The organism is Pseudomonas sp. F220, from assembly GCF_057813935.1.
In genome coordinates this window covers 91,213-112,491 of the sequence record NZ_JBVASJ010000013.1, presented here as the reverse complement: position 1 = coordinate 112,491, position 21,279 = coordinate 91,213, and the positions used below count along the sequence as shown (strand labels likewise).

Below are 21,279 nucleotides of genomic sequence, written 5' to 3'. Positions count from 1 at the left end.
CATGCTCAGCGAATTTCGTAATCGCCTGCGTCAGCAGTCCGGCAAAAATGTTCCGGCAGACGGACAGGAAGCCCCCATCAACAGTGAGGACTGCGTCAGTGAGCTCATGGCCTGGGAGGCCAGCGTGCCGGACGTCCTCTACGAGACCAAAACCAAGCTCAACCCGATGGAGATCGAATGGCGGGAGAAGATCTACCAGCAGTTGCTCAAGGTCATGGACCTTTCATTGCTCGACTCCCTGGAACCGGCCGATGCCGGGCGGCAGATTCGCGAGATCAGCCAGCGCTTGCTGGATGAGTATTCTGCACCGGTGAGTGCCGTCAGTCGGCAGCTGATCATCAAGCAGATCACCGACGAGGTGCTTGGCCTTGGGCCGCTGGAGCCGCTGCTGGCCGACCACAGTGTCTCCGACATCCTGGTCAACGGGCATGCCTCGGTGTACGTCGAACGCTTCGGCAAGCTGCAGAGAACCGATGTGCGCTTTCGCGACGATCAGCATCTGCTGAATATCATCGACCGCATCGTTTCCAGCCTGGGGCGGCGCATCGACGAATCCTCGCCGCTGGTGGATGCACGCTTGAAGGACGGCTCGCGGGTCAACGCCATTATCCCGCCCTTGGCCATCGATGGGCCAAGCATGTCGATCCGGCGTTTCGCGGTGGATTTGCTCAACACCGATAATCTGGTGCAGATGGGCACCTTGACGCCGGCCATCGCGCTGATGCTCAAGGCTATCGTCCGTGGGCGGCTGAACGTGCTGATCTCCGGCGGCACCGGCAGCGGCAAGACCACCATGCTCAATGTGCTGTCCAGCTTCATTCCGCATAACGAGCGGATCGTCACCATCGAAGACTCGGCCGAGTTGCAACTGCAGCAGCCTCATGTGGTGCGCCTGGAAACTCGTCCGTCGAATATCGAAGGCCGTGGCGAGGTGGGCCAGCGCGAATTGGTGCGCAACAGCCTGCGTATGCGCCCGGACCGCATCGTGATCGGTGAGGTGCGCGGCGCCGAGGCGCTGGACATGCTGACGGCGATGAACACCGGCCACGACGGCTCGCTGACCACCATCCACGCCAATACCGCGCGCGATGCCCTGGGGCGGATCGAGAACATGGTATCGATGACCGGTGCAACCTTTCCAATCAAGGCCATGCGCCAGCAGATCGCCTCGGCCATCGGTGTGGTGATCCAGCTGGAACGTCAGGAGGATGGTAAGCGACGGCTGGTCAGCGTGCAGGAGATCAACGGCATGGAGGGTGAAATGATCACCATGACCGAGATTTTCTCTTTTGCCCGCTCAGGCATAGGCGAACACGGTGAAGTACTGGGCGAGTTCCGTCCCACCGGCATGGTGCCGGCCTTTCGCGATGTGCTGGCCAAACGGGGTATCGAGCTGCCGCTCAACCTGTTCCGGCCGGAATGGATGGAGGGGCAGTCATGAGTCAGATCCCTGGTGAATACATCCTGGCGTTCCTCGGCATGGTGTTCACCGCCATGTTCCTCCTCAGCCAGGGGCTGGTGGTACCGGTGTTCGGCGAGGCCGGCCAGGTGCGCAAACGTATCCGCAGCCGCCTTGACCTGTTGGAGCGGGCCAGTAATCTGCCGAATATGCAGACGGTGCTGCGGCAGAAATACCTGCGGCGTCTGTCGCCTCTGGAAGCCCGCCTGGAGCAGTTGCCGGCGATGGAGGCGCTGGAGCAGATGATCGAGCAAGCCGGGCATGACTACCGTGCCTATCGGGTGCTTTTACTCGGGCTGGTCCTGGCGACAGCGGCGGGTCTTGGGCTTTGGTTGGTCACACAACTCTGGTGGGCGGCTGTTCCGGCGGCCATGGCCGCGTTCTGGCTGCCGGTGCTGAAGATATCCTACGACCGCAGTAAGCGCTTTGCCCAGTTCGAGGAGGGGCTGCCGGATGCACTGGATGCCATGTGTCGGGCCCTACGTGCCGGGCACCCGTTCAACGAGACCCTGCAACTGGTGGCGGAGGAGCATCAGGGGCCGGTGGCCCATGAGTTCGGCCTGACCTTCTCCGATATCAACTACGGCAATGATGTGCGCCGGGCCATGCTCGGCCTGCTGGAACGCATGCCGAGCATGACGGTGATGATGCTGGTGACCTCGGTGCTGATCCACCGCGAGACGGGTGGCAACCTGACCGAGGTGCTGGACCGTTTGAGCAGCCTGATTCGTGGACGCTTCCGCTTTCAGCGCAAGGTCAAGACCCTCACGGCCGAGGGACGCATGTCGGGCTGGATATTGGTGTCCGTGCCCTTTGTATTGGCGGCGGCGATTGTGATCTCGAGCCCAAACTATTTGCCCTTGCTCATCAAGGAACCCGTGGGCCAGAAGCTGGTCATGGGGGCTTTTATTGCCATGCTGATCGGAATTTTCTGGATACGTAAAATCATCCGGATTCAGGTTTAAGCGTAAACAGTTGTGGAGGGTGGGGTCATGGACTATCTGCTAAGTCTGCTCAAGAGTGTGGTGGGTAACGAACAGCTGGCGCGACTGTTGTTCGTTGGGGCAGTCGGCCTGAGCGTGGTGTTCGCTGCAGCTACCCTGACATTACTGGCGTTGGGGTTGCGAGATCCGGTGCAGCGCCGTCTTTTGCTGATCAAGCGCGGTCATGGCGGGGAGAGCCTCGGGCAAGATGCACCGAGTAACCTGCAATTGCTGCTGGAACAGGTGGGTCAGCGCTTTGCCTCCGGTGAGCGGGGGCAGGCCTCGCCTACCCGAACGCTGCTGACGCATGCGGGATATCGCTCGGCTACGGCGGTGCAGATGTACTGGGCGGTTCGCCTGCTGTCGCCACTGATACTGGTGGGCCTTACGCTTCTGGCTTTGCCGTTTATCCCGAAGCTATCCCTGACCATTGGCATGGTGTTGGTAGGGATAGCACTCGGTGTGGGCTGGTTGGGGCCGGCAATCTATGTCAACAAGCGCAAGCAGGCACGGATGACTCGGCTGCTCCGGGCCTTCCCCGATGCCTTGGACCTGATGGTGGTTTGCGTGGAGTCGGGCCTGGCCTTACCCCAGGCCATCGAGCGGGTAGCCGATGAGATGTCGGTCAGTCAGCCCGAACTGGCCCTGGAACTGGCTTTGGTCAACTCTGAAATCCGCGCCGGCATTCCCAGTACCGAAGCGCTTAAACACCTGTCTGAACGCACTGGCCTGGAGGACATTCGTGGGCTGGTCAGCTTGCTGGCGCAGAGCATCCGTTTCGGCACCAGCGTCGGTTCCACCCTGCGTATTTATGCCGAAGAGTTTCGCGACCGGCGCACCCAGCTTGCCGAGGAGACTGCAGCGAAAATAGGCACCAAGCTGATGTTCCCACTGATTTTCTGCCTGTGGCCGAGCTTTTTCCTGGTGGCCATCGGTCCTGCAATCATTGGGGTGTTTAAACTCTTCGGGAAGGTATGACATGACCTTCTTGCCATAGGCCTGTGCGGCCGCTTCAAGCGTTACGCGCAGCAGTAGTTCAGTCGGGCCTGTCACGCCGAGGGCGCGCGGGCTCGAGTCCCAACGCCGCTATCTTCTTGAGAGGATCGGGTCACAATGGACATTGAAGCCGCCTTACTCGGTACCCTCTTGCTGTTGGCCATCATTGTGATCGCCCTTCTTATCGAACGCATTAATCCAGCCCAGGTGCAACCATTAAAGTCGGCTGGCTTTAATCTGGTCTATACGCTGGTGTACACCTTGGTGCAGGCCGCAATTGTTCCGCTCGTCTCCGTTGCCACCGTTGTCGCCGTCAATGCTGCAGGCGGTGGCTGGATCGATCTGCCGAACACTGGATGGGGGCTACTGTTCGGCTTTCTGCTTTATGCTTTCACGCTCGACTTCATGGAGTACTTGTTCCACCGTGCGCAGCATCGCTTTCCGGTAATGTGGGCCATGCATTCGTTCCACCACAGCGATACGGCGCTGAACGCAACCACAACCAGCCGGCATCATTGGGCTGAACACGGGATTAAGATGCTGACGATCTTCATGCTGGCCGGGGTAATCTTCAAAGCAAATTCCGCCATCGTCGGTCTATACGCGGTTATCAGTTTCTACAACGTGTTCTCCCACATGAATATCCGAATTGGCTTCGGCCGCCTGTCGTTCGCTCTGAACTCGCCGCAATATCATCGCATTCACCACTCGGCGCTGCCTGAGCACTACGATTGCAATTTCGCAGCACTGTTTCCGATCTTCGACGTGCTGTTCGGCACCTACCGCCAGCCGCGCGCGGGGGAGTTTCCCCCCAGCGGCCTCAACGACAAGAAACCGCCGTCCGGCCTGATCGATGCGATTATCTGGCCCGCCCGGGCGAAGTAGCTCTATTTTCTTCCGTCACTCGGCATTGCGAGTGTGTCGGTAATCGCTGACAGCTTCGTACACTGCCTTGCGTAGACGATTGATACCGCCAATCGGCCGATGGGCTTCGAGGCCGAACCACGGGTTGAAGGACTGGTTGTCGCATTGCAGGTTCAGTGCGGGAGTGTCGAAGTCCTGCGCCGGGACTTTGATGCGTGCGACAGTTTCGAAGGGAGCGTCGCTTTCACGCCATTCAATACTGGTGTCTTCGATGGGCATGTACTTGGCTGGATCCTGGCGCTGGATCTGCAAGACGAAGCACGCCGGGACCCGATCGGTCGACAATTGCTGGCTGAGTGCACTGCGCAGGAAGTTTGGCAGGGCTTGATTCTGGAGCGGCAGGTTGTAGATCGGGCAGCTTTCGGGATCTGGTGCGACGCGGAATTTGGCATTGGCCGTGCCGAACTTGTACGGCGACACCGAGAAGTAGGTGGTCTGAGTCGGGTTTGTGGGCGCTGGAGCCAGCGTTGCCAGTGCGATAAACAGGTGGCGAGCCTGCCAGCTACGCGGATCCCAACTTGGGAAGAACGCCATGACCTTCTTGCCATCTGCCTGCGCAGCCACGTTCTGACGGTACTCGGCGACATCACTGACGAAGAAGTTTGGATGACTGAACATCACGAAATCCTGCTCGCCACGGCTCTGCTGTTCTTTCAAAAGCTGCGTACCCGGAACATCCAGCAGCTTGATCGCCATGCCGCGAGCGTCCCGGATGCTGTCGAACTGCGGGTAAGCGTTGCCGTTGGACAGACGCAGGGTTGCTTGCCAGGTCTTGCCGGCTTCGGCGAACACCCCCTGACGTAACGGCGCTGCCAAATCGGGCAGCACCTGAACCTCGGCTTTGACGCAACCATGGGCCTTGGCATGGGCGTCACGCAGATAGCGTGTGCCTTCACGGTGTTGGTCAACGATGCGCACGGCTGTCTGGATGATGTCCTGAGTCATCGCGGATTCGCCCGGCGGGACCTGTTCTTCGGCCGAGACCGGACCGCTGTATTGCCAGGTGAACCAGGCCGTCGCCAAAGCCCAGATCAGCAGGCCGAGCCCCAGCAGCAGCAGAAGTGTTTTGCCCAGCAGGGCGCCAATGCGCAGCCAGAGGGTGATCAGCATGTGAAAGTCCTTTTTGCGGAAGCGATAGTCATGGCAGTTGCGATTCCAGCGGGCCGCCGAGCACCTTCAGATACTCCAGCAAGGCCCAGCGCTCTTCGGGTTGCAGCAAGCGTCCGATGACCCCTTTACCGCGTAAACCGGCGCGGAACTCGTGACCGCTGTTGTGGTTGCCAGTGATCCGCGTGTCGAACACGAAGCCATTGGTAAAGGCTTCGGTGCGATAACCGAGGTGGCGAGGGTCGTATTCGAACGTGCCTTTATAGAAGGTGGTCGCACGTTCGTCTTGCGGTGAGAGCAGTTGATAGATGCTCGGGACCGAACCGTTATGCAGGAACGGCGCAGTGGCCCAGACACCCGCCAGCGGTCGAGCCTTGTAAGCGCGTAACTCACGAACGCCGATCGGCAGGCCGAACCCATTCAGAACCGAGCGTTCTGCGGGCGTGACATTTGCGTCGCGGTAAGCCCGGTTCTCGACGAATGCGGTGACGTAGGCGAGCCCCTTGGCCACCGAGAGTTTGCTCATGTCCAGAGGTTCGGTGGAGGTTGGATGCAGTTTGACATCCAGACTCGCCAGCTCCGCTGGATCCCATTGCAGGGCCGTCAGATCAAAGCGATGGTCGGCGATGTTGTTGGCGGCGCCTGGATCGGTGCCAATTACGTCAACCGGCAGCATTTTCAAGGTTTGCAGGGGACGGCCATTGCTTTGCGTCACAGACGGTACGTGGCAGCCGGCGCAGTTCTCGGTGAACAGCGCCCGGCCTTTGGCGGCCAAAGGCTTGTCGATACTGCCAAGCAACTCTTCGGGCCAGGCCGGCGGCTTAAGCCGTTGCAAGGTTTCTTCGATCAGGTGCAGGTCACGCACGCGCACACTCGAGGGGTAACGAGCGTCACCTTTGAGCGGCTGGCCTGCGGCATCAAAGAAGCTCAGCGTGGCGCCGACCCCAAGGGCTTCGCCGATGTTGCGTGCCATCGGCTGTTGAGCCGAGCCGTTCCACTGCACCCAGTCGAAGGTCCACATTTCCCACAGCTGTGGATAGTCCACCGGCGCGTTGGCCACTCGGTAGTTGTCCGCAGAAATGGCGTCGCCGAAGCTGGCGTTGGCGATGCGTCCGAACGCATCGGTGCGGCCGGGGCCTTCTTCGGTGGGGTAGAGGCCACGATGAGTATCGTTCCAGGCAACGCTCAAGAATGTATCCAGAGACGTTTTGAATTCTTTGCGCAGTTGCTGGTGTTGCGCATCGTAGTCCTGGCCAAGGACATTGCGCGCGAAGCGTTCGAATTTCCATGGGTTGTAATAGGTAGAGGCGAGACTGGCCACCAATGCCTGGCCGAAGCTTCCACCGCGCAAAGTGGGAACGCTGGACGGTAGAACATGCTGGGCCGGACCACCGTCGATCCGCACGGCCTGGCCGTTATAACGCAGCTCGCCGGTGTGGCAGGCGGCGCAGGTAATATCCAGAAACTCATCTTTGCTGCCAGGATTTTGATGGCGGGCGAAGCCGACCGGCAGATTGCCGGGATTACTGGGGTTGGCTTTCTGACCAGGGTCGACGAGAAAACCGAAGCGGGCGAGGTATTCAGGGGCTGCGAAACGTTGTTCGGAGAACGGTAACTCGAGCGCGCCGAACCAGTCATAACGCAGACCTTTAACCTGGGTACCCTGGGGCGTGAAGTAATAGGTCTGGCGGTCGGCGGCGTTCCACTGTTCAAGGTAATGCACCTGTTTGACGGGTACATAATCGGGCAGCTTCGGGTTGACGACGTAATACAGGACGATGGCCAGGCCAAGACAGAGCAGGGTGGCGATCAGAAATAACACACGGGAAATGAGGCGCAAGCTAAACATCCTTGTTGGTTTATAGGCCCTTATGCCCTAGCCCAAGTTGTGCGGCAAGTAGCCATTACGCCGGATGCAGTGAGAAACGACCTGTCCGGCTGTGAGTTTGCATCGAAGGTAAAATTGGCCAATGCCGCAAAATGCGTTTAAAGACGTGAACTTATCGGAAATTTCCTGCTCTCATGCCGGTAGCCATTGGTCGTGGCCGCCTGATAAGCTCGCGACTTTACACTCGATTGCCCTTTAGGCGCATGAACAAGGAAATAGCATGAAACAGCATCGGTTGGCGGCGGCGGTGGCCCTGGTTGGCCTGGTACTTGCGGGTTGTGATTCGCAGACCAGCGTAGAGCTGAAAACCCCGGCGCAAAAAGCTTCCTACGGTATCGGCCTGAACATGGGCAAAAGCCTTGCCCAAGAAGGCATGGATGATCTGGATTCCAAAGCGGTAGCCCAGGGCATCGAAGATGCCGTCGGCAAGAAAGAACAGAAGCTCAAAGACGACGAACTGGTCGAAGCCTTCGCTGCACTGCAAAAGCGTGCTGAAGCGCGTATGGCCAAGATGAGTGAAGAGTCGGCATCCGCCGGCAAAAAATTCCTCGAAGATAACGCCAAGAAGGCGGGTGTCACTACCACCGCTTCTGGTCTGCAATACGAAGTGATCAAGAAAGCCGATGGCCCTCAGCCTAAGCCGACAGACGTAGTGACTGTTCACTACACCGGCAAGCTGACCAATGGCACCGTTTTCGACAGCTCCGTCGAGCGCGGCAGCCCGATCGACTTGCCAGTAAGCGGTGTTATTCCGGGTTGGGTCGAAGGCCTGCAACTGATGCACGTTGGCGAGAAGTACAAGTTGTACATCCCTAGCGAACTGGCCTACGGCGCGCAAAGCCCAAGCCCGGCGATTCCAGCCAACTCGGTGCTGGTATTCGACCTGGAACTGCTGGCGATCAAGGATCCGGCAAAACAAGACGCTACCAAGTAATCAGCGTCTGATACAAAACAACGCCCCGTCTATACGGGGCGTTGTTGCATCTGGCGATTGATGGCGGGCAAAGTAAGCGAACGGACGCCATCGGGTAGAGTCATACCATTGAGGTTGCTGGTGTTAGACTCAGTCTGGTTGCGAAGTCAATGAAATAATGGGTTTTTTTATGTGAGTAAAAAACGCCCGATCTGAGTTCAGCCCTTATAAAACGGGGCTTTCAGGCGTTAAAAGCGGCTCTGTTCACAAGGTTATCCACAATTTGTGTGGATAACATTTCAGTGGGGGGGATGATGAAAGCACCCTGGAATTTCGCTCGTTTCTTGCCAATGGCGGGAAGACTGCTCAGCCGAGGACGTTTGCCGACCTTGCTCTTCGCTGTGGCGAGCAAAGGCGCTAGCCAAGGCAATCGCCTGGGCAAACTCAAAGACGATCTGCAATTGCTACAGGCATTGTGCCTGGCCTATTGGCGTGGTGAGTACCGGGCCATCAGCCGGAAATCGATTCTGACGGTGGTGGCGGGCCTGATGTATTTCCTCAGTCCACTTGATGCCATCCCGGATTTCATTCCGGTGTTTGGCATGCTCGATGACATCGCGGTATTGGCTTGGGTGATGAAAACCCTGGACGACGAGTTGAGCGCTTTTCGTGCCTGGCGTGCACAGCAGTTGCCGGAAAAACTGGCGGTGGTCGAGCGATTGCCGGATACGCCGGAGCAACTCCAGCTGCAAGGTCCGAAAAAAACCTGAGCCGATTCAGGGTCATCCACAGATTGATACCCCCTCGCGACCTTGGCGACTGTTAGGATTACACTTCTAGGGAAAAGTACCGACTCGCTAAGTGTTGTTGTCCTACGGGGTAGTAATGGATATTCAGATAATTGCACGTGATGGCGAGCCCGAATATGCGGTTCTGCCGTGGGCTCAGTATCAGGCTTTGTTAAAAGCTGCAGGCGTCAACGAGCAACCGCCGCGAGAAGCCATAGTCCGTCACGCGGCAACACCAGACCAGATTCTTCCAGGTCTGGATCAACTACGCAGTTTGCGCGAAGGGAAGGGCGTCGCCATTGAGGCGTTAGCCCGCACGGTAGGAATCAGCCCGTCTTATCTGGCCTTGATTGAAAGCGGTGAGCGTCTACCGGACGCCGCGATTCGCCGCAGCCTGGCCTGGGAGTTGACGGTTCCAGGTTGGAGGGATGAGACGTGAGCGTACGCATTAGTCGACAACATTGGGATGGGTTGCTGAGCGAGCTCGATCAAGCCCGCCGCCAGCGGCATCTGCTGACTTATCGGGCCTTGCTTGAGCGTTTGCAGTTACCCACCCCGGCCATGCAAACCCTGACTGCGGCCCTGGAGCATCTGGCAGCACTGGATGCCCGAGCGGAGCAGCCGTTGCGCAGTTCGTTGGTGATCAGCCAAGGTGCAAGTCGTTTGCCTCGTACCGGCTTCTTCGAGTGTGTCGAGCGTCTTGGACGTTTCTCCGGCCCTTCCGATGGCGTTGCTGCGGCTTCCTGGCACGCGTCCGAAGTGGTGCGGGTTTTCGAATACGAGTACCCCGAATCGGCGGAGGCCTGAGTGTTCTGGCGACTTAAAGCGCGAGCCAGCTATTGGTTGGCGCGCAGGCTGTTTCATTGGTCGTGGTTCGTGCGTCAACCCCGTGGCTGGCACTGGCTCGAAGGTCAGTTCGCGCGTATGGCGAACTTGGGTGATGTCGGCGCTCAAAGCTTCTACGGCCATATCCTGACCTTTCGCGGCCAAGGCCTCGGCGCCCGCGAAGAAGGTGTGCGCTTGCTGCGCTTGGCGGCGCTGGCAGGGGACGGTAAAGCGGCCTATCAAGTGGGCGTGATCAGCCTTGCTGGAACACCCAGCAAAGCGCCTGATGCGGCTGAAGCGGCCCGTTGGTGGGCGATGGCGGCGAAGGCTGGGCACCCACTGGCTGAGATCAAGCTCAAGCAGTTGGAATCGAACGGTGGCAGCTTTTTGTAGGAGCCGAGCTTGCTCGCGATGGACTCAAGGGCGACGCGTTTATTCAGAAAACACGCGTTATCGTTAACGTCCATCGCGAGCAAGCTCGGCTCCTACATAGAGACCTCAATCACCGCCTGTCCCGCCAGATAACCTAAATCTCCTCTACCACCGGCAAGCCAGTCTCCAGGCTGTCGATCATATGAATGCTGTGGCCCGGCACATTCTTGGCGTGGTGCTTGGCTTGCGAAGCCAGCTCTGCCAGTTGGCTGGAGTCGAGTTGTCCACAGGCCTGTGGATACAAATGCACGACGCCGATGGACAGCGACAGCAGCGGGAACTCCTGGCGTATGCCCTGGCGATTGGGCGCGATAAAGCAGCCGGCTTCCAAGTGTTCGCTGCGATAGAAGCGTCGGCACTGGCTGTGGAAGTCCTCCAATAGCAGGTTGAGACGTTTGCGCCAATCCTCTGGACCTAACACCAGCAGAAAATCGTCGCCGCCGATATGCCCGACAAAGTCGCGGCTCGGGTCCACTCGGTCAGTCAGACACTGCGCCAGACACAGCAGGACTTCATCCCCCCGGCCGTACCCGTAGATATCGTTGAAGGGCTTGAAGCTGTCGATGTCCACATAGCAGATCACCGATTCGCGAGCCTGTTGCAGCAACCGCGCGAGGCACTGCTGGATCGGCACGTTGCCCGGCAACAGGGTCAATGGGTTGGCGTAGCGGGCTTGCTGGATTTTCAGTTCGGTAATCAGCTTGAGGACGTCGATCACCCGCCCCAATCCCAGGTAGCCGCCGTTGAGGGTGATGATGAAGTCCTCTTCGATCCGTTGCCGGGCGCGGCTGGTGATCAGGCGGCTGACCTGTTGCAGTGACTGGTTCAGCTCGACCGCGAGGAAGTCATCACTCATCAGCCGGCTGATGGGTTTGCGTGCAAACAAGTCAGTGGCAAAGGGCTTGAGCAGCGCATCCGACAGCGAGTGTCGGTGGACGATCCCGCAGGGGTGGCCTTGATCATCCAGTACCGCCAAGGAGTTGAGGTTGGCCTGGCGACGGAAGGCTTCCAGAACTATCGCAGTAGGGGTCCCCCGAGCCATAGCCGGTTGCTCGTTGAGCAGGGCGCTGAGGTCGCTGCCTTCGTCGTTCAAGGCCACCGTAGTGCTGTCGTGTTTGGGCATTAGTGTTCGCGCATCCTGCGGCGGATGTTCTTGCGGACGGCAGAGCAGGTAACCCTGGACCAGATCGACGCCCATTTCGGTCAGCACCGCGAGCTCTTCCGGCAGTTCGATACCTTCAGCGATGACTTGTGCCCGGGAGGCTTTAGCAATTTGCAGGATTGAGCCAACAAACTCGCGCTTGAGGGCATCCAGATGAATACCGTCGATGAAGTGCCGGTCGATCTTCACGTAGTCCGGGCGCAGCTCGGACCACAATCGCAAGCTGGAATACCCTGCGCCTAGATCGTCCAGGGCAATCGAAAAGCCCATGGCTCGGTAGTGATGCAGGGCGTTTTGCAGCAGCTGGAAATCGTCGGTCGGGGTCTGCTCGGTGAGTTCAATGACTACCTGGCTCGGTTCAATGCCGAAGTCTTGCAGTAGTTGCAGCGTGCGGCCTGGCTGGTGGGCCGCTTCGAGCAGGGACTCCGGGGAGACATTGAGGAACAGTTTGCCCGGCAGTTTCTGTTCGTTGAAGCGTCGGCAGGCGCTACGACGGCAAGCTATTTCCAGCTCACTGAGGCGACCGGCCTGGCGGGCCACGGCGAACAGTGCGACAGGTGAGTGCAGCGGGCTATTGGAGGGCCCGCGACTAAGGGCTTCATAGCCGACGATACGTCTTTCAGAGAGGGAAATGATTGGCTGGAACAGGCTGTGTAAACCGCTTTGAGCCAGGATTGAACTCAATGCGCTCAGCTGTTCGGTTGTGGTCATGGTGTTCTCTGTCGATAAAAAAAGGACTGGGTGCTGTGGGCACCCAGTCCTGTATTTCACGACAGAATGATGACTATTTGATGACGCTACGGGGAGCGTTCAAATTAAATTGCCATCATTGTCAGTGCTTTGCTACCGCAGTATTGAGCTTCAAGTAATCCAGTAGAATCCGCCCGGTTTCGCTCAGGTAGGCATCGTCTTCCGGCTTGGTCTTGTCTGGCTCGGCCGCGATCGCGTCTTCGTCTTCTTTCTTCAGCTCTTTGAGCGGCTCTTCACCCTTGGCCTTGCGGCGGATGTTTTCCATGACCAGCTGCTTGGTTTCGATATCAGCATGCTGCGCACGACGCTCGGCTTCGTTGAGGCTGACGGTTTTCTCGGTCATCAGCTTCTGGGCCAGGGCCAGTTTGTCGCGGATGAACACGAACTCCGCGTCCTTGGCCGAGCGGGCGTCATGCTCGGACTTCAACTGCGCCAGGTACGGTTTGAATGGATCGACCGCCGGTTTGATCGCCGGACGAATGGTGTCCCACGGCATGGCTTCAGGCAGGGCACTCTCGCCGATTTCCTTGGTGTCGATGATCGACGGGAAGTCGACATCCGGCAGTACGCCCTGATGTTGGGTGCTCTGCCCGGAAACCCGGTAGAACTTGGCCAGCGTCAGTTTCAGCTCACCATGATTCAGCGGCTGGATAGTCTGCACAGTACCTTTACCGAAGGTCTGGCCGCCGACGATCAACGCGCGGTGGTAGTCCTGCATGGCGCCGGCAAAAATCTCCGAAGCAGAAGCCGAGAGACGGTTGACCAGCAAGGCCATCGGGCCTTTGTAGAAAGCGCCCGGGTTTTCATCTTCAAGTACATCAACCCGGCCATCGGCATTACGCACCAGTACGGTCGGACCTTTGTCGATGAACAGGCTGGTCAGCTCAGTAGCTTCCTGCAACGAGCCGCCGCCGTTGTTGCGCAGGTCGATGACCACGCCGTCGACTTTGTCTTTTTGCAGTTCAGTCAGCAGTTTCTTCACATCGCGGGTGGTGCTTTTGTAGTCCGGATCACCGGCGCGGAAGGCTTTGAAATCAAGGTAGAAAGCCGGGATCTCGATGACGCCGAGCTTGTAGTCCTTGCCGTCCTGTTTCAGGTTGAGAACCGACTTCTTCACCGCCTGATCTTCAAGCTTCACTGCTTCGCGGGTGATCGAGACGATCTTGGTGGTCTGGTCGTTCGGTGCATTGCTGGCCGGGATCACTTCCAGGCGCACCACGGTGCCTTTCGGCCCACGAATCAGTTTGACCACCTCGTCCAGACGCCAGCCGACGACATCGACCATTTCTTTATCAGCCTGGGCGACGCCGATGATCTTGTCCGCCGGTGCGACTTGCTTGGTCTTGTCCGCCGGACCTGCCGGCACCAGGCGCACGACTTTTACCTGGTCGTTGTCGCTCTGCAACACGGCACCGATGCCTTCCAGCGACAGGCTCATGTTGATGTCGAAGTTCTCCGCGTTATCTGGCGACAGATAGTTGGTGTGCGGGTCGTAGGACATGGCGAAGGTGTTGATGTAAGCCTGGAAGATATCTTCAGGACGGGTTTGATCCAGGCGCACTAGCTGATTCTTGTAGCGCTTGGTCAGCAGCTCTTGAATAGCCTTGGGATCTTTGCCGGCGATTTTCAGGCGCAGGACTTCGTCCTTGACGCGTTTGCGCCACAGGTCGTCGAGTTCTGCAGTGGTTTTGAGCCAAGGGGCATCCTTGCGATCGATCAGCAACGACTCCTTGGTGGTGAAGTCGAATTTGTCGACGCCTTTGTTCAGCTCAACCAAGGCGAAGTCCAGACGCGCTTTGACGCGGTCCAGATAACGCTTGTAGATAGTGAACCCGGCATTCAGGTCGCCGCTCTTGAGGAAGTCGTCAAATTGGGTTTTCCATTTGTCGAATTCGGCAATATCGCTGGCGAGAAAATAGCTGCGCGACGGATCCAGCAGCTTCAGGTAGCTGTCATAGATGATCACAGAGCGCGCGTCATCGAGAGGCGGCTTGCTGTAATGGTGGCGCTTGAGCAACTCGACGACGTTAAGGCTGGCAATCACCTCGTCACGATCGGGCTGAAGCTTGTCCCAGCTATTGGCTGCGAACGTATTGGTCGACAACGGTATAAGACCGAGGCCAATGAAAAGAGCAAGGGCGGTGCTGGGGAACAAATGCTTCATGCTGATTCGACGCGGGGGCAATTGATAACGCATATTAGGCCGTCTTTGAAGTCGCCGGTTCCATAGGGGCCGGTCGCATAATGCAAAAAACCCGGCGCTACAGCAACGGGCTCAGTCCAGACTCACTATGGAGGCACTGTGAAAGCATTGCAAGGCGTTGAAGGTCAAGTGGTATGGGTTGAAGAGCCGAGTCCGACGTGCGACGTAGGGCAAGTTCGTATTCGAGTAGCGGCTGCGGGCTTGAACAGGGCCGACTTGTTACAGCGAGCAGGGCTCTATCCTGCACCGCCTGGTGCCAGCCAAGTGCTGGGCCTGGAGTGTTCGGGGGTGATCAGCGAGGTGGGGCCGGGTTCGTCCTGGCAGGTGGGTGATCGCGTCTGCGCGCTCCTGGCCGGTGGTGGGATGGCCGAGGAAGTGGTGGTCGATGGCCGTCATGTGTTGCCGGTGCCGGAAGGTTTGTCGCTGACTGAAGCGGCGGCACTGCCCGAGGTCTACAGCACTGCGTGGTTGAACCTGTTCCAACTGGCAGCGCTCAAGCCCGGTGAAAAAGTGCTGTTGCACGCTGGCGCCAGCGGCGTTGGGTCGGCGGCTATTCAGCTGTGCAAAGCATTTGGCAATCCGTGCTGGGTCAGCGTCGGTTCGGCGGATCGTCTGGCCTATTGCGAGGCTTTGGGGGCACAGGGTGGCGTGGTCCGTACCGACGGTCTGGAAAACTTGAATGATCTCGGTCCGTTTGACGTCATCCTCGATCCGGTGGGGGCCAACTATGCCGCGTTGAACGTAAAACTGCTGGCGCGCGATGGCCGTTGGGTGTTGATCGGTCTGATGGGCGGTCGTGAGGCGCAGCTGGACCTGGCGCAGGTGCTGGCCAAGCGGGTGCAACTGCTGGGTTCGACCCTGCGCAGCCGGGACGAGCAATTCAAGGCCGATCTGTTCAGCGATTTGAGCCAGCATGTCTGGCCGCTGTTCGCCGAAGGGCGTCTGAGCCCACAACTGGCCAAGACCTTTCCGATCAAGGACGCTGAAGCAGCGTTTGCAGAGCTTGCGACCAACAAGGTGTCGGGCAAGTTGGTGTTGGTGATCGACGAAACGCTAGTCTGAAACCTTTGTAGGAGCAGCCGGTCGACGCTCGATTGCTCGCGATGGACGTTAACGATAACGCGTGTTTTCTGAATAAACGCGCCGCCCTTGAGTCCATCGCGAGCAAGCTCGCTCCTACAGGGATTGCATCTCGGCTACTTCCACTGATGAATCGGCCACCCGGCTTTTTCGGCCTGCTCACGCAGCACCGGATCCGGGTTGACCACATGCGGGAAGTCGACTTTCAGCAACAGCGGCAGGTCGTTGCGTGAGTCTGAATAGAAACTCGCGCCTTCGAGGTTTTCGCCTTCGGTGTCCAGCCATTCCAGCAAGCGGGTGACCTTGCCTTCGCGGTAGGTCAGGGTGCCGACAGTGTTGCCGCTGTAGACCCCATGGGTCACTTCCAGCTCGATCGCCAATATCTCATCAATGCCCAGACGCTCGGCAATCGGTTTGACCAAGTGCGTGCCAGAGGCCGAGATCACCAGGATCCGGTCGCCGGCCTTGCGGTGGTTGGCGATGGCTTTGCAGGCGTCGCTGAAGATGATCGGTTCGATCACGTCCTCGACCCACGGTGCCACCAAGTGCTCGACCTCTTCCGGCGTGCGCCCGGCCATCGGCTCCAGGCTAAAGGCCATGTATTCCTCCATCGCCAGCTTGCCATGGCTGTAGGCGTCCATCAGCTCGTTGTTGCGACGCATGAAGGACTCGCCGTCGACCCAGCCCAGACGGCCCATCTGTTCACTCCACAAGGTGGCGCAGTCGCCATGGATCAGGGTTTCGTCCAGATCAAAAATTGCCAAAGCCATTAGTGCAGCTCTCTCTTCAAAATAATCAGGCGCATCAAAAACATCAGGCTACCTTACACAGGGCCGTCGGATCGATGGAAAGCGCCAGGCGTTGACCGTCGGCATGCAAATCAGCCGCTGAGCGGTTCAGCACATCGACCACCAACTCTACGCCGCGTGCTTCGACGCGGTAGCGAATGACGTTGCCCAAGAGGCTGTGGCTGCGGACCTGCGCGTCGAGCTCTCCATTCAGGCTCAGCTCGATGGCTTCTGGACGAATGGCGATGCGACCGGTGATTGGGCGTTGCAGCAACTTGCTGGCGCTGTCGGCATCGAGCAGGTTGTAGTTGCCGATAAAACCTGCGGCAAATACGTCTACCGGTGCGGTGTAGAGGGTTTCAGCGTCACCGCTCTGGACGATCTTGCCCTGGTTCATCAGGAAGATGCGGTCAGACATGATCAGGGCTTCTTCCTGATCATGGGTGACGAAAATAGTGGTCAGACCCAACTCGCGCTGGATCTGACGGATCTGTTCGCGAAGGTGTTTGCGAATCCGTGCATCCAGCGCCGACAGTGGCTCATCCAACAGCAACAGGCGTGGCCGGGTCACCAGCGAGCGGGCCAGGGCCACCCGTTGACATTGACCGCCGGAAAGCTGATGCGGGTAGCGCGCGGCGAAGTCGTTCAGCTCCACCAGTTGCAGCACCTCAAGCACACGCTTGCGACTGTCGTCGGGATTGACCTTTTGCATCCGCAAGCCGAAAGCTACGTTCTGCTCCACGGTCATGTTAGGGAACAGTGCATAGCTCTGGAACACCATACCAATGCCGCGTTTTTGCGGGCTCAGCGGGACGAGGTCCCGACCTTCAAGGAGGATTTTGCCGCCGTCCACCGAGGTCAGTCCGGCGATGCAGCGCAGCAGGGTGGATTTGCCGCAGCCCGAGGGGCCGAGGAGGGTGACGAATTCACCCTTTTGGATTTCGCAGTTGATATCGCTGAACACGGGGGTGCCGGCAGAGCCCTTTAGAGAGTAGCTTTTTTGCAGGTGTTGGACGCTGACGTAGCTCATAAGCTTTTGTCCTTATTCAAGATATTGGCAGCCCAGGTCAGAACCAGCACAAAGAAGAAGTAGGAAATCACCAGCGCGCTGGTGAAGTGGCCGCTGCTGTTACGCATGTTGTTCAGGTAGACCTGCAGGGTTTCATAGCGGGTGCCGACGAGGATGTTGGCAAACACGAACTCACCGAACAGAAACGAGAAGGACAGCAGCAACGCCACCATCAAGCCCTTGCGCAGATTCGGCAACACCACCAGGAATGCCGCCTGCCAGGTGCTGGCTCCGAGCAGTTGGGCGGAGTCCATCAGGTCGCGCAGGTTGATTGCTTGCAGGTTGTTGGTGATCGCCCGGTACATGAACGGCAGCGCCACGGTGAAGTAGCAACCGACCAGAATCCAGGGCGTACCGACCATTGCGAACGGCCCGGAGCCATAGAGCTGCAACAGCCCCACCGAGGAAACCACAGGCGGTACTGCGAACGGCAGCAGGATCAGGATGTTCATCAGCGCATCGAGCTTGGGGAAGTGGTAATGCACCACGAACAGCAGCGGCAGAATCAGCACCACCGACAGCACTAGAGCGCCGACGCACACCAGCAATGATTGGCCAAAGGCACCGAGAAAACGCGGGTCGCTCCACAGCTGGACATACCATTTGATCGTAAAACCACTGGGCAGGATGGTCGCTGACCAACTGCTGGCGATCGAGTAGATCAGTGTTCCGGCCAGCGGCAGCAACAGAATGGCAAACAGCAGATAAACCACTACCCGGTGGTAGAGGACGGCGGAGCCGGTTTCAGCGCGAGACATGGTAGCTCCTCTTCAATAGCAACTGGTGCACGACGGTGACCAGCGTCATCAGCGCCACCAGCACTACAGCCAGGGCGCTGGCCATGTTCGGGTCCAGGGAAATGTCGCCGGAGACCATCGCGGCGATCCGGATCGGCAGCACGTTGAAGTTGCCCGTGGTCAGGGCGTACACAGTGGCGTAGGCGCCGAGGGCATTGGCCAGCAGGATCACGAAGGTCCCGAGCAGTGCCGGGGTCAGCACCGGCAAGCCGATGAGCCGCCAGAACTGCCAGCCGCTGGCGCCAAGAAGGGCGGAGGACTCACGCCAGTCTTCACGCAGGGCGTCGAAGGCCGGGTAGAGCAGCAATACACCGAGGGGGATCTGGAAATAGGTGTAAAGAATGATCAGCCCGGTCTTGGAATACAGGTTGAAGTCCTGAATGATCCCGGCCTGCTTGAGCATGATGGTGAATGTGCCGTTGAAACCCAGGAGGATGATGAAGGCGAAGGCCAGTGGGACGCCGGCAAAATTGCTGGTCATATTGGCGAACGCATTGACGAAGTTACGCAGTCGCGAGTCGACCCGGCGCAGCGAATAGCTGCCCAGCACGGCGATGATGATTCCGAACACGCTGGACCAGAAGCTGATCTCCAGGCTGAATTGAATCGCCTGCAAATAGAACTTGGAATTGAAGATCTTGCTGAAATTGGCCAGACCCCAACCGAATTCTTCCGATTGCACGCTGTGGATCATCACCCAGCACAGCGGGGCAATCTGAAACACGATAAAGAACAGGGCGAAGGGCACCAGGCAGAGTGCCGCCAGCCATTTGCCTCGAGTGATTGAATTCACTTCAACAGCTCCCGGCAGACAGGTTTGTCGTGGGCAACGCCAAGCAATTCGCAGATCGTGCCGCAGAGCTCGGTCTGTTTCGGCGTGGCATTGCGATCAAGACAGAAAGCATCGCCGAGCACAAACAGCGGGACTTCGCGTTCTTCGGCAAGCAAGCCATTGTGCGAGCGGTCGTTGTTCATGCCGTGGTCGGCAGTTACCAGCACCTGATACCCGGCGTCGAGCCAGCCTTGCAGGTAGTCGGCGAGGATGATGTCGGCCGAGCGGGCGCTGTTGCGGTATTGCGCGGTGTCGAGGCCGTGCTTGTGCCCGGCGTCGTCGATGTTCATGGGGTGAACCAGCAGAAAGTTCGGCGCATGGCGCAGACGCAGGTTCTCGGCGTCTGCGAACAGGTGCGAATCTGGGTAGTGGTCACTCCAGTAGAAGTGTCCGTGCTGGATCGGCAGATCCGCGGCCTCGGTATGGCGATCGCGTGCCACGTTGAACGGCGAACGGTTATACAACTCGCTGACCCAGTGATAGGCCGCGGCTGCGGTGCTGAGCCCGGCGTCTGTAGCGTAGTGGAACACGCTGCGCTGGTTGGACAGGCGCGACACGTTGTTGTGGACGATGCCGCTGTCGATCGGCGTAACGCCAGTAAGAATGCATTCGTAGAGCGGTCGGGACAGTGCCGGCAGTTCGCACTCGAGTTTGTAGAGTGCGGCACGTCTGGCGTTTACGTAGGCCTGCAAATGCCCCATGGCATGCCGCGCGACCTCGTAGTTCAGGCCGTCGAGCACCACAAGGATGACGTTGTGCTTCATAAACCATCTACTCCAGAAGCGTTGGTAAACACATCATTAACGGAAAAAACGGGCGAACCCGTTTTTCCGTCAGGCAACGCTTACTGCTGCATATTGATGATGACTTCTTCCTGCCACTTTTGCGGCAGGGCCTTGGAGGTTTTTTCCCAGGCGTCGGCGTCTTTGATCGGTTTAGGCTTGGCTGCTTCGTATTGCGCGGCAGGGATCAGGTTCTTCTCTACATCAGCCGGTAGTTTCAGGCCCGTTTCAGCACGAATCGGGCGAGCATTACCGCGCGCCAGGTTGATTTGGCCAGCGTCGCTGAAGATGTACTCGCGGGTCAATTTGGCAGCGTTCGGATTCTTGGCGTATTTGTTGATAATGGTGGTGTAACCGGACTTCACCGAACCATCGGACGGGATCAGCACGACGTAGTCATCCGGGTTTGCCATCTTGGCTTTATAGCTCAGACCGTTGAAGTCCCAGACCACGCCCACTTCGATTTCACCCTTTTCCATGGTGGCAATGGTCGTGTTGGACAGCGACAGGCGACCTTGCTTGGCAATCTCGGCAAACAACTCCAGGGCTGGCTGAATGTTCTTTTCATCACCACCGTTGGCGATGGCGGCAGCCAGTACACCGTTGGCGGCTTGAGCGGCGGTGCTCACGTCACCAATGGAAACCTTGTATTTGCCGGTCTTCAGGTCAGCCCATTTGGTGGGTGCTTCAGAACCGTGCAGCAGCTTCTTGTTGACGATGAACGCGATGGTGCCGGTGTAGGCCAGTGCCCAGTTGCCGTCCTTGTCTTTGGCCCAGTCCGGAACCTGCGCCCAGGTGCTTGGTTTGTACGGTTGAACCACGCCTTGCTTGACCGCGATCGGGCCGAAGGCGGCACCAACGTCGCCGATGTCAGCACTGGCATTGTCTTTTTCGGCGGCGAACTTGGCCACTTCCTGGGCCGAGCTCATGTCGGTGTCGATGTGCTTGAGGCCGTAGTTCTTGGCCAGGTCTTCCCAGGTACCTTTCCAGTTGGCCCAGTCATCGGGCATACCGACACTATTGACCGCGCCTTCCGCTTTGGCTGCGGCTTCCAGGGTTTTCAAATTGGTATCAGCCGCCATGGCTGCGGTGCACATGGCAATGGTCGAGCCTAACAGTGATGCCAGGAAAAGCTGTTTCATCCGAAGCTCCTTTGGGCGTTTTCAACGCTGCGTTTTTATCTACGTTTGCGGTTGGGTTGGTCTAGGTCAGCAATACCTGAGCCAATTTAAGCTTGCCGGATGACACTTTGATGTCGGCATTACTCCTGCAAGGATTTTCATTGCGGCAGGTAAGGGGCTGCGAGATAAGCGTAGACCATGGCTAACAGGCTGATCTGAAAGGCTTTGGCTATTATTTTTCAGGCGTCTGGCTCAACCGTTTGGCGGCTTTGTCATCTATCAGTCATGTGTATTGCCTAGGCTTGCAGGTACTGACAGGAACTGTTTCAGAGTCGGTTGTGCCCCTAAACAGTGCTGGCCTAGTCCAGATAGGTAACGTT

At 58.3% G+C, this 21,279-nt stretch carries 20 protein-coding genes; 10 read left to right on the top strand and 10 right to left on the bottom strand.

The features are described 5' to 3' along the window. Nucleotide 1: 1 nt before the first annotated feature. The 4 genes from ACZYSM_RS14105 (at nt 2) to ACZYSM_RS14090 (ending at nt 4,323) form a co-directional block, all read left to right on the top strand. Complete coding sequence (locus ACZYSM_RS14105; protein WP_489072101.1) at nt 2-1,441, top strand: TadA family conjugal transfer-associated ATPase; 1,440 nt, start codon at nt 2-4, stop codon at nt 1,439-1,441. Then, entirely contained in the window at nt 1,438-2,424 is a 987-nt protein-coding gene (locus ACZYSM_RS14100; RefSeq protein ID WP_489072099.1) for a type II secretion system F family protein, read from the top strand. The genes ACZYSM_RS14105 and ACZYSM_RS14100 overlap by 4 nt, the downstream gene beginning before the upstream one ends. Before the next feature lie 27 nt (nt 2,425-2,451). Further along, nucleotides 2,452-3,420 carry a type II secretion system F family protein gene (locus ACZYSM_RS14095; protein WP_489072098.1) on the top strand — a complete coding sequence of 323 codons (969 nt, stop codon included), beginning with the start codon at nt 2,452-2,454 and terminating at the stop codon, nt 3,418-3,420. 135 nt (nt 3,421-3,555) lie between these two features. After that, on the top strand, nt 3,556-4,323 hold the full coding sequence (locus ACZYSM_RS14090; protein WP_489072097.1) for a sterol desaturase family protein: 768 nt from the start codon (nt 3,556-3,558) through the stop codon (nt 4,321-4,323). Nucleotides 4,324-4,338: 15 nt separating this feature from the next. Here the strand turns inward: ACZYSM_RS14090 and ACZYSM_RS14085 are convergent, their stop codons facing one another. Next, nucleotides 4,339-5,472 (bottom strand): catalase family protein, encoded by a 1,134-nt coding sequence (locus ACZYSM_RS14085; protein WP_489072096.1) that lies wholly within the window; start codon nt 5,470-5,472, stop codon nt 4,339-4,341. Between the two features lie 28 nt (nt 5,473-5,500). Beyond that, nucleotides 5,501-7,309, bottom strand: a complete 1,809-nt coding sequence (locus ACZYSM_RS14080; RefSeq protein ID WP_489072095.1) for a di-heme-cytochrome C peroxidase — start codon at nt 7,307-7,309, stop codon at nt 5,501-5,503. Nucleotides 7,310-7,577: 268 nt separating this feature from the next. On the opposite strand from ACZYSM_RS14080, the gene bamJ reads away from it, so the two are divergent. The 5 genes from bamJ (at nt 7,578) to ACZYSM_RS14055 (ending at nt 10,276) form a co-directional block, all read left to right on the top strand. Then, nucleotides 7,578-8,291, top strand: a complete 714-nt coding sequence (gene bamJ / locus ACZYSM_RS14075; RefSeq protein WP_489072094.1) for a BamJ family beta-barrel-assembly machinery protein — start codon at nt 7,578-7,580, stop codon at nt 8,289-8,291. Nucleotides 8,292-8,584: 293 nt separating this feature from the next. Next, a complete protein-coding gene (locus tag ACZYSM_RS14070) occupies nt 8,585-9,040 on the top strand; it encodes a YkvA family protein (protein WP_489072093.1) in 456 nt (151 codons plus the stop codon). 115 nt (nt 9,041-9,155) lie between these two features. Beyond that, a complete protein-coding gene (locus ACZYSM_RS14065) occupies nt 9,156-9,497 on the top strand; it encodes a helix-turn-helix domain-containing protein (RefSeq protein ID WP_489072092.1) in 342 nt (113 codons plus the stop codon). Beyond that, nucleotides 9,494-9,865: a hypothetical protein gene (locus tag ACZYSM_RS14060; RefSeq protein ID WP_489072091.1), complete on the top strand. Its 372-nt coding sequence runs from the start codon at nt 9,494-9,496 to the stop codon at nt 9,863-9,865. The genes ACZYSM_RS14065 and ACZYSM_RS14060 overlap by 4 nt, the downstream gene beginning before the upstream one ends. After that, on the top strand, nt 9,866-10,276 hold the full coding sequence (locus ACZYSM_RS14055) for an SEL1-like repeat protein (RefSeq protein ID WP_489072090.1): 411 nt from the start codon (nt 9,866-9,868) through the stop codon (nt 10,274-10,276). A 133-nt stretch (nt 10,277-10,409) separates the two neighbouring features. Here ACZYSM_RS14055 and ACZYSM_RS14050 read toward each other — a convergent pair whose 3' ends face one another. Together ACZYSM_RS14050 and ACZYSM_RS14045 are read right to left on the bottom strand one after the other, a co-directional pair. Continuing rightward, entirely contained in the window at nt 10,410-12,188 is a 1,779-nt protein-coding gene (locus ACZYSM_RS14050) for a bifunctional diguanylate cyclase/phosphodiesterase (protein WP_489072089.1), read from the bottom strand. 121 nt (nt 12,189-12,309) lie between these two features. Beyond that, nucleotides 12,310-14,391: a carboxy terminal-processing peptidase gene (locus tag ACZYSM_RS14045; RefSeq protein ID WP_489072088.1), complete on the bottom strand. Its 2,082-nt coding sequence runs from the start codon at nt 14,389-14,391 to the stop codon at nt 12,310-12,312. Between the two features lie 138 nt (nt 14,392-14,529). Here ACZYSM_RS14045 and ACZYSM_RS14040 point away from each other — a divergent pair, with 138 nt between their 5' ends. Then, nucleotides 14,530-15,492 (top strand): zinc-binding dehydrogenase, encoded by a 963-nt coding sequence (locus tag ACZYSM_RS14040; protein WP_489072087.1) that lies wholly within the window; start codon nt 14,530-14,532, stop codon nt 15,490-15,492. Between the two features lie 134 nt (nt 15,493-15,626). On the opposite strand, the gene ACZYSM_RS14035 is transcribed toward ACZYSM_RS14040, so the two are convergent. The 6 genes from ACZYSM_RS14035 to ACZYSM_RS14010 all read right to left on the bottom strand — a co-directional run bounded on the left by ACZYSM_RS14035 (nt 15,627) and on the right by ACZYSM_RS14010 (nt 20,920). Beyond that, a complete protein-coding gene (locus ACZYSM_RS14035) occupies nt 15,627-16,280 on the bottom strand; it encodes an HAD family hydrolase (protein ID WP_489072086.1) in 654 nt (217 codons plus the stop codon). Nucleotides 16,281-16,323: 43 nt separating this feature from the next. After that, a complete protein-coding gene (locus tag ACZYSM_RS14030; RefSeq protein WP_489072085.1) occupies nt 16,324-17,328 on the bottom strand; it encodes an ABC transporter ATP-binding protein in 1,005 nt (334 codons plus the stop codon). After that, on the bottom strand, nt 17,325-18,125 hold the full coding sequence (locus tag ACZYSM_RS14025; RefSeq protein WP_489072084.1) for an ABC transporter permease: 801 nt from the start codon (nt 18,123-18,125) through the stop codon (nt 17,325-17,327). Before ACZYSM_RS14025 ends, ACZYSM_RS14030 begins: the two co-directional genes overlap by 4 nt. Beyond that, nucleotides 18,112-18,957: an ABC transporter permease gene (locus tag ACZYSM_RS14020; RefSeq protein WP_489072083.1), complete on the bottom strand. Its 846-nt coding sequence runs from the start codon at nt 18,955-18,957 to the stop codon at nt 18,112-18,114. Before ACZYSM_RS14020 ends, ACZYSM_RS14025 begins: the two co-directional genes overlap by 14 nt. Further along, entirely contained in the window at nt 18,954-19,760 is an 807-nt protein-coding gene (locus ACZYSM_RS14015; protein WP_489072082.1) for an alkaline phosphatase family protein, read from the bottom strand. The genes ACZYSM_RS14020 and ACZYSM_RS14015 overlap by 4 nt, the downstream gene beginning before the upstream one ends. Nucleotides 19,761-19,840: 80 nt before the next feature. Then, nucleotides 19,841-20,920, bottom strand: coding sequence for an ABC transporter substrate-binding protein (locus ACZYSM_RS14010; RefSeq protein WP_489072080.1), 1,080 nt, complete (start codon nt 20,918-20,920; stop codon nt 19,841-19,843). Between the last annotated feature and the right edge of the window lie 359 nt (nt 20,921-21,279).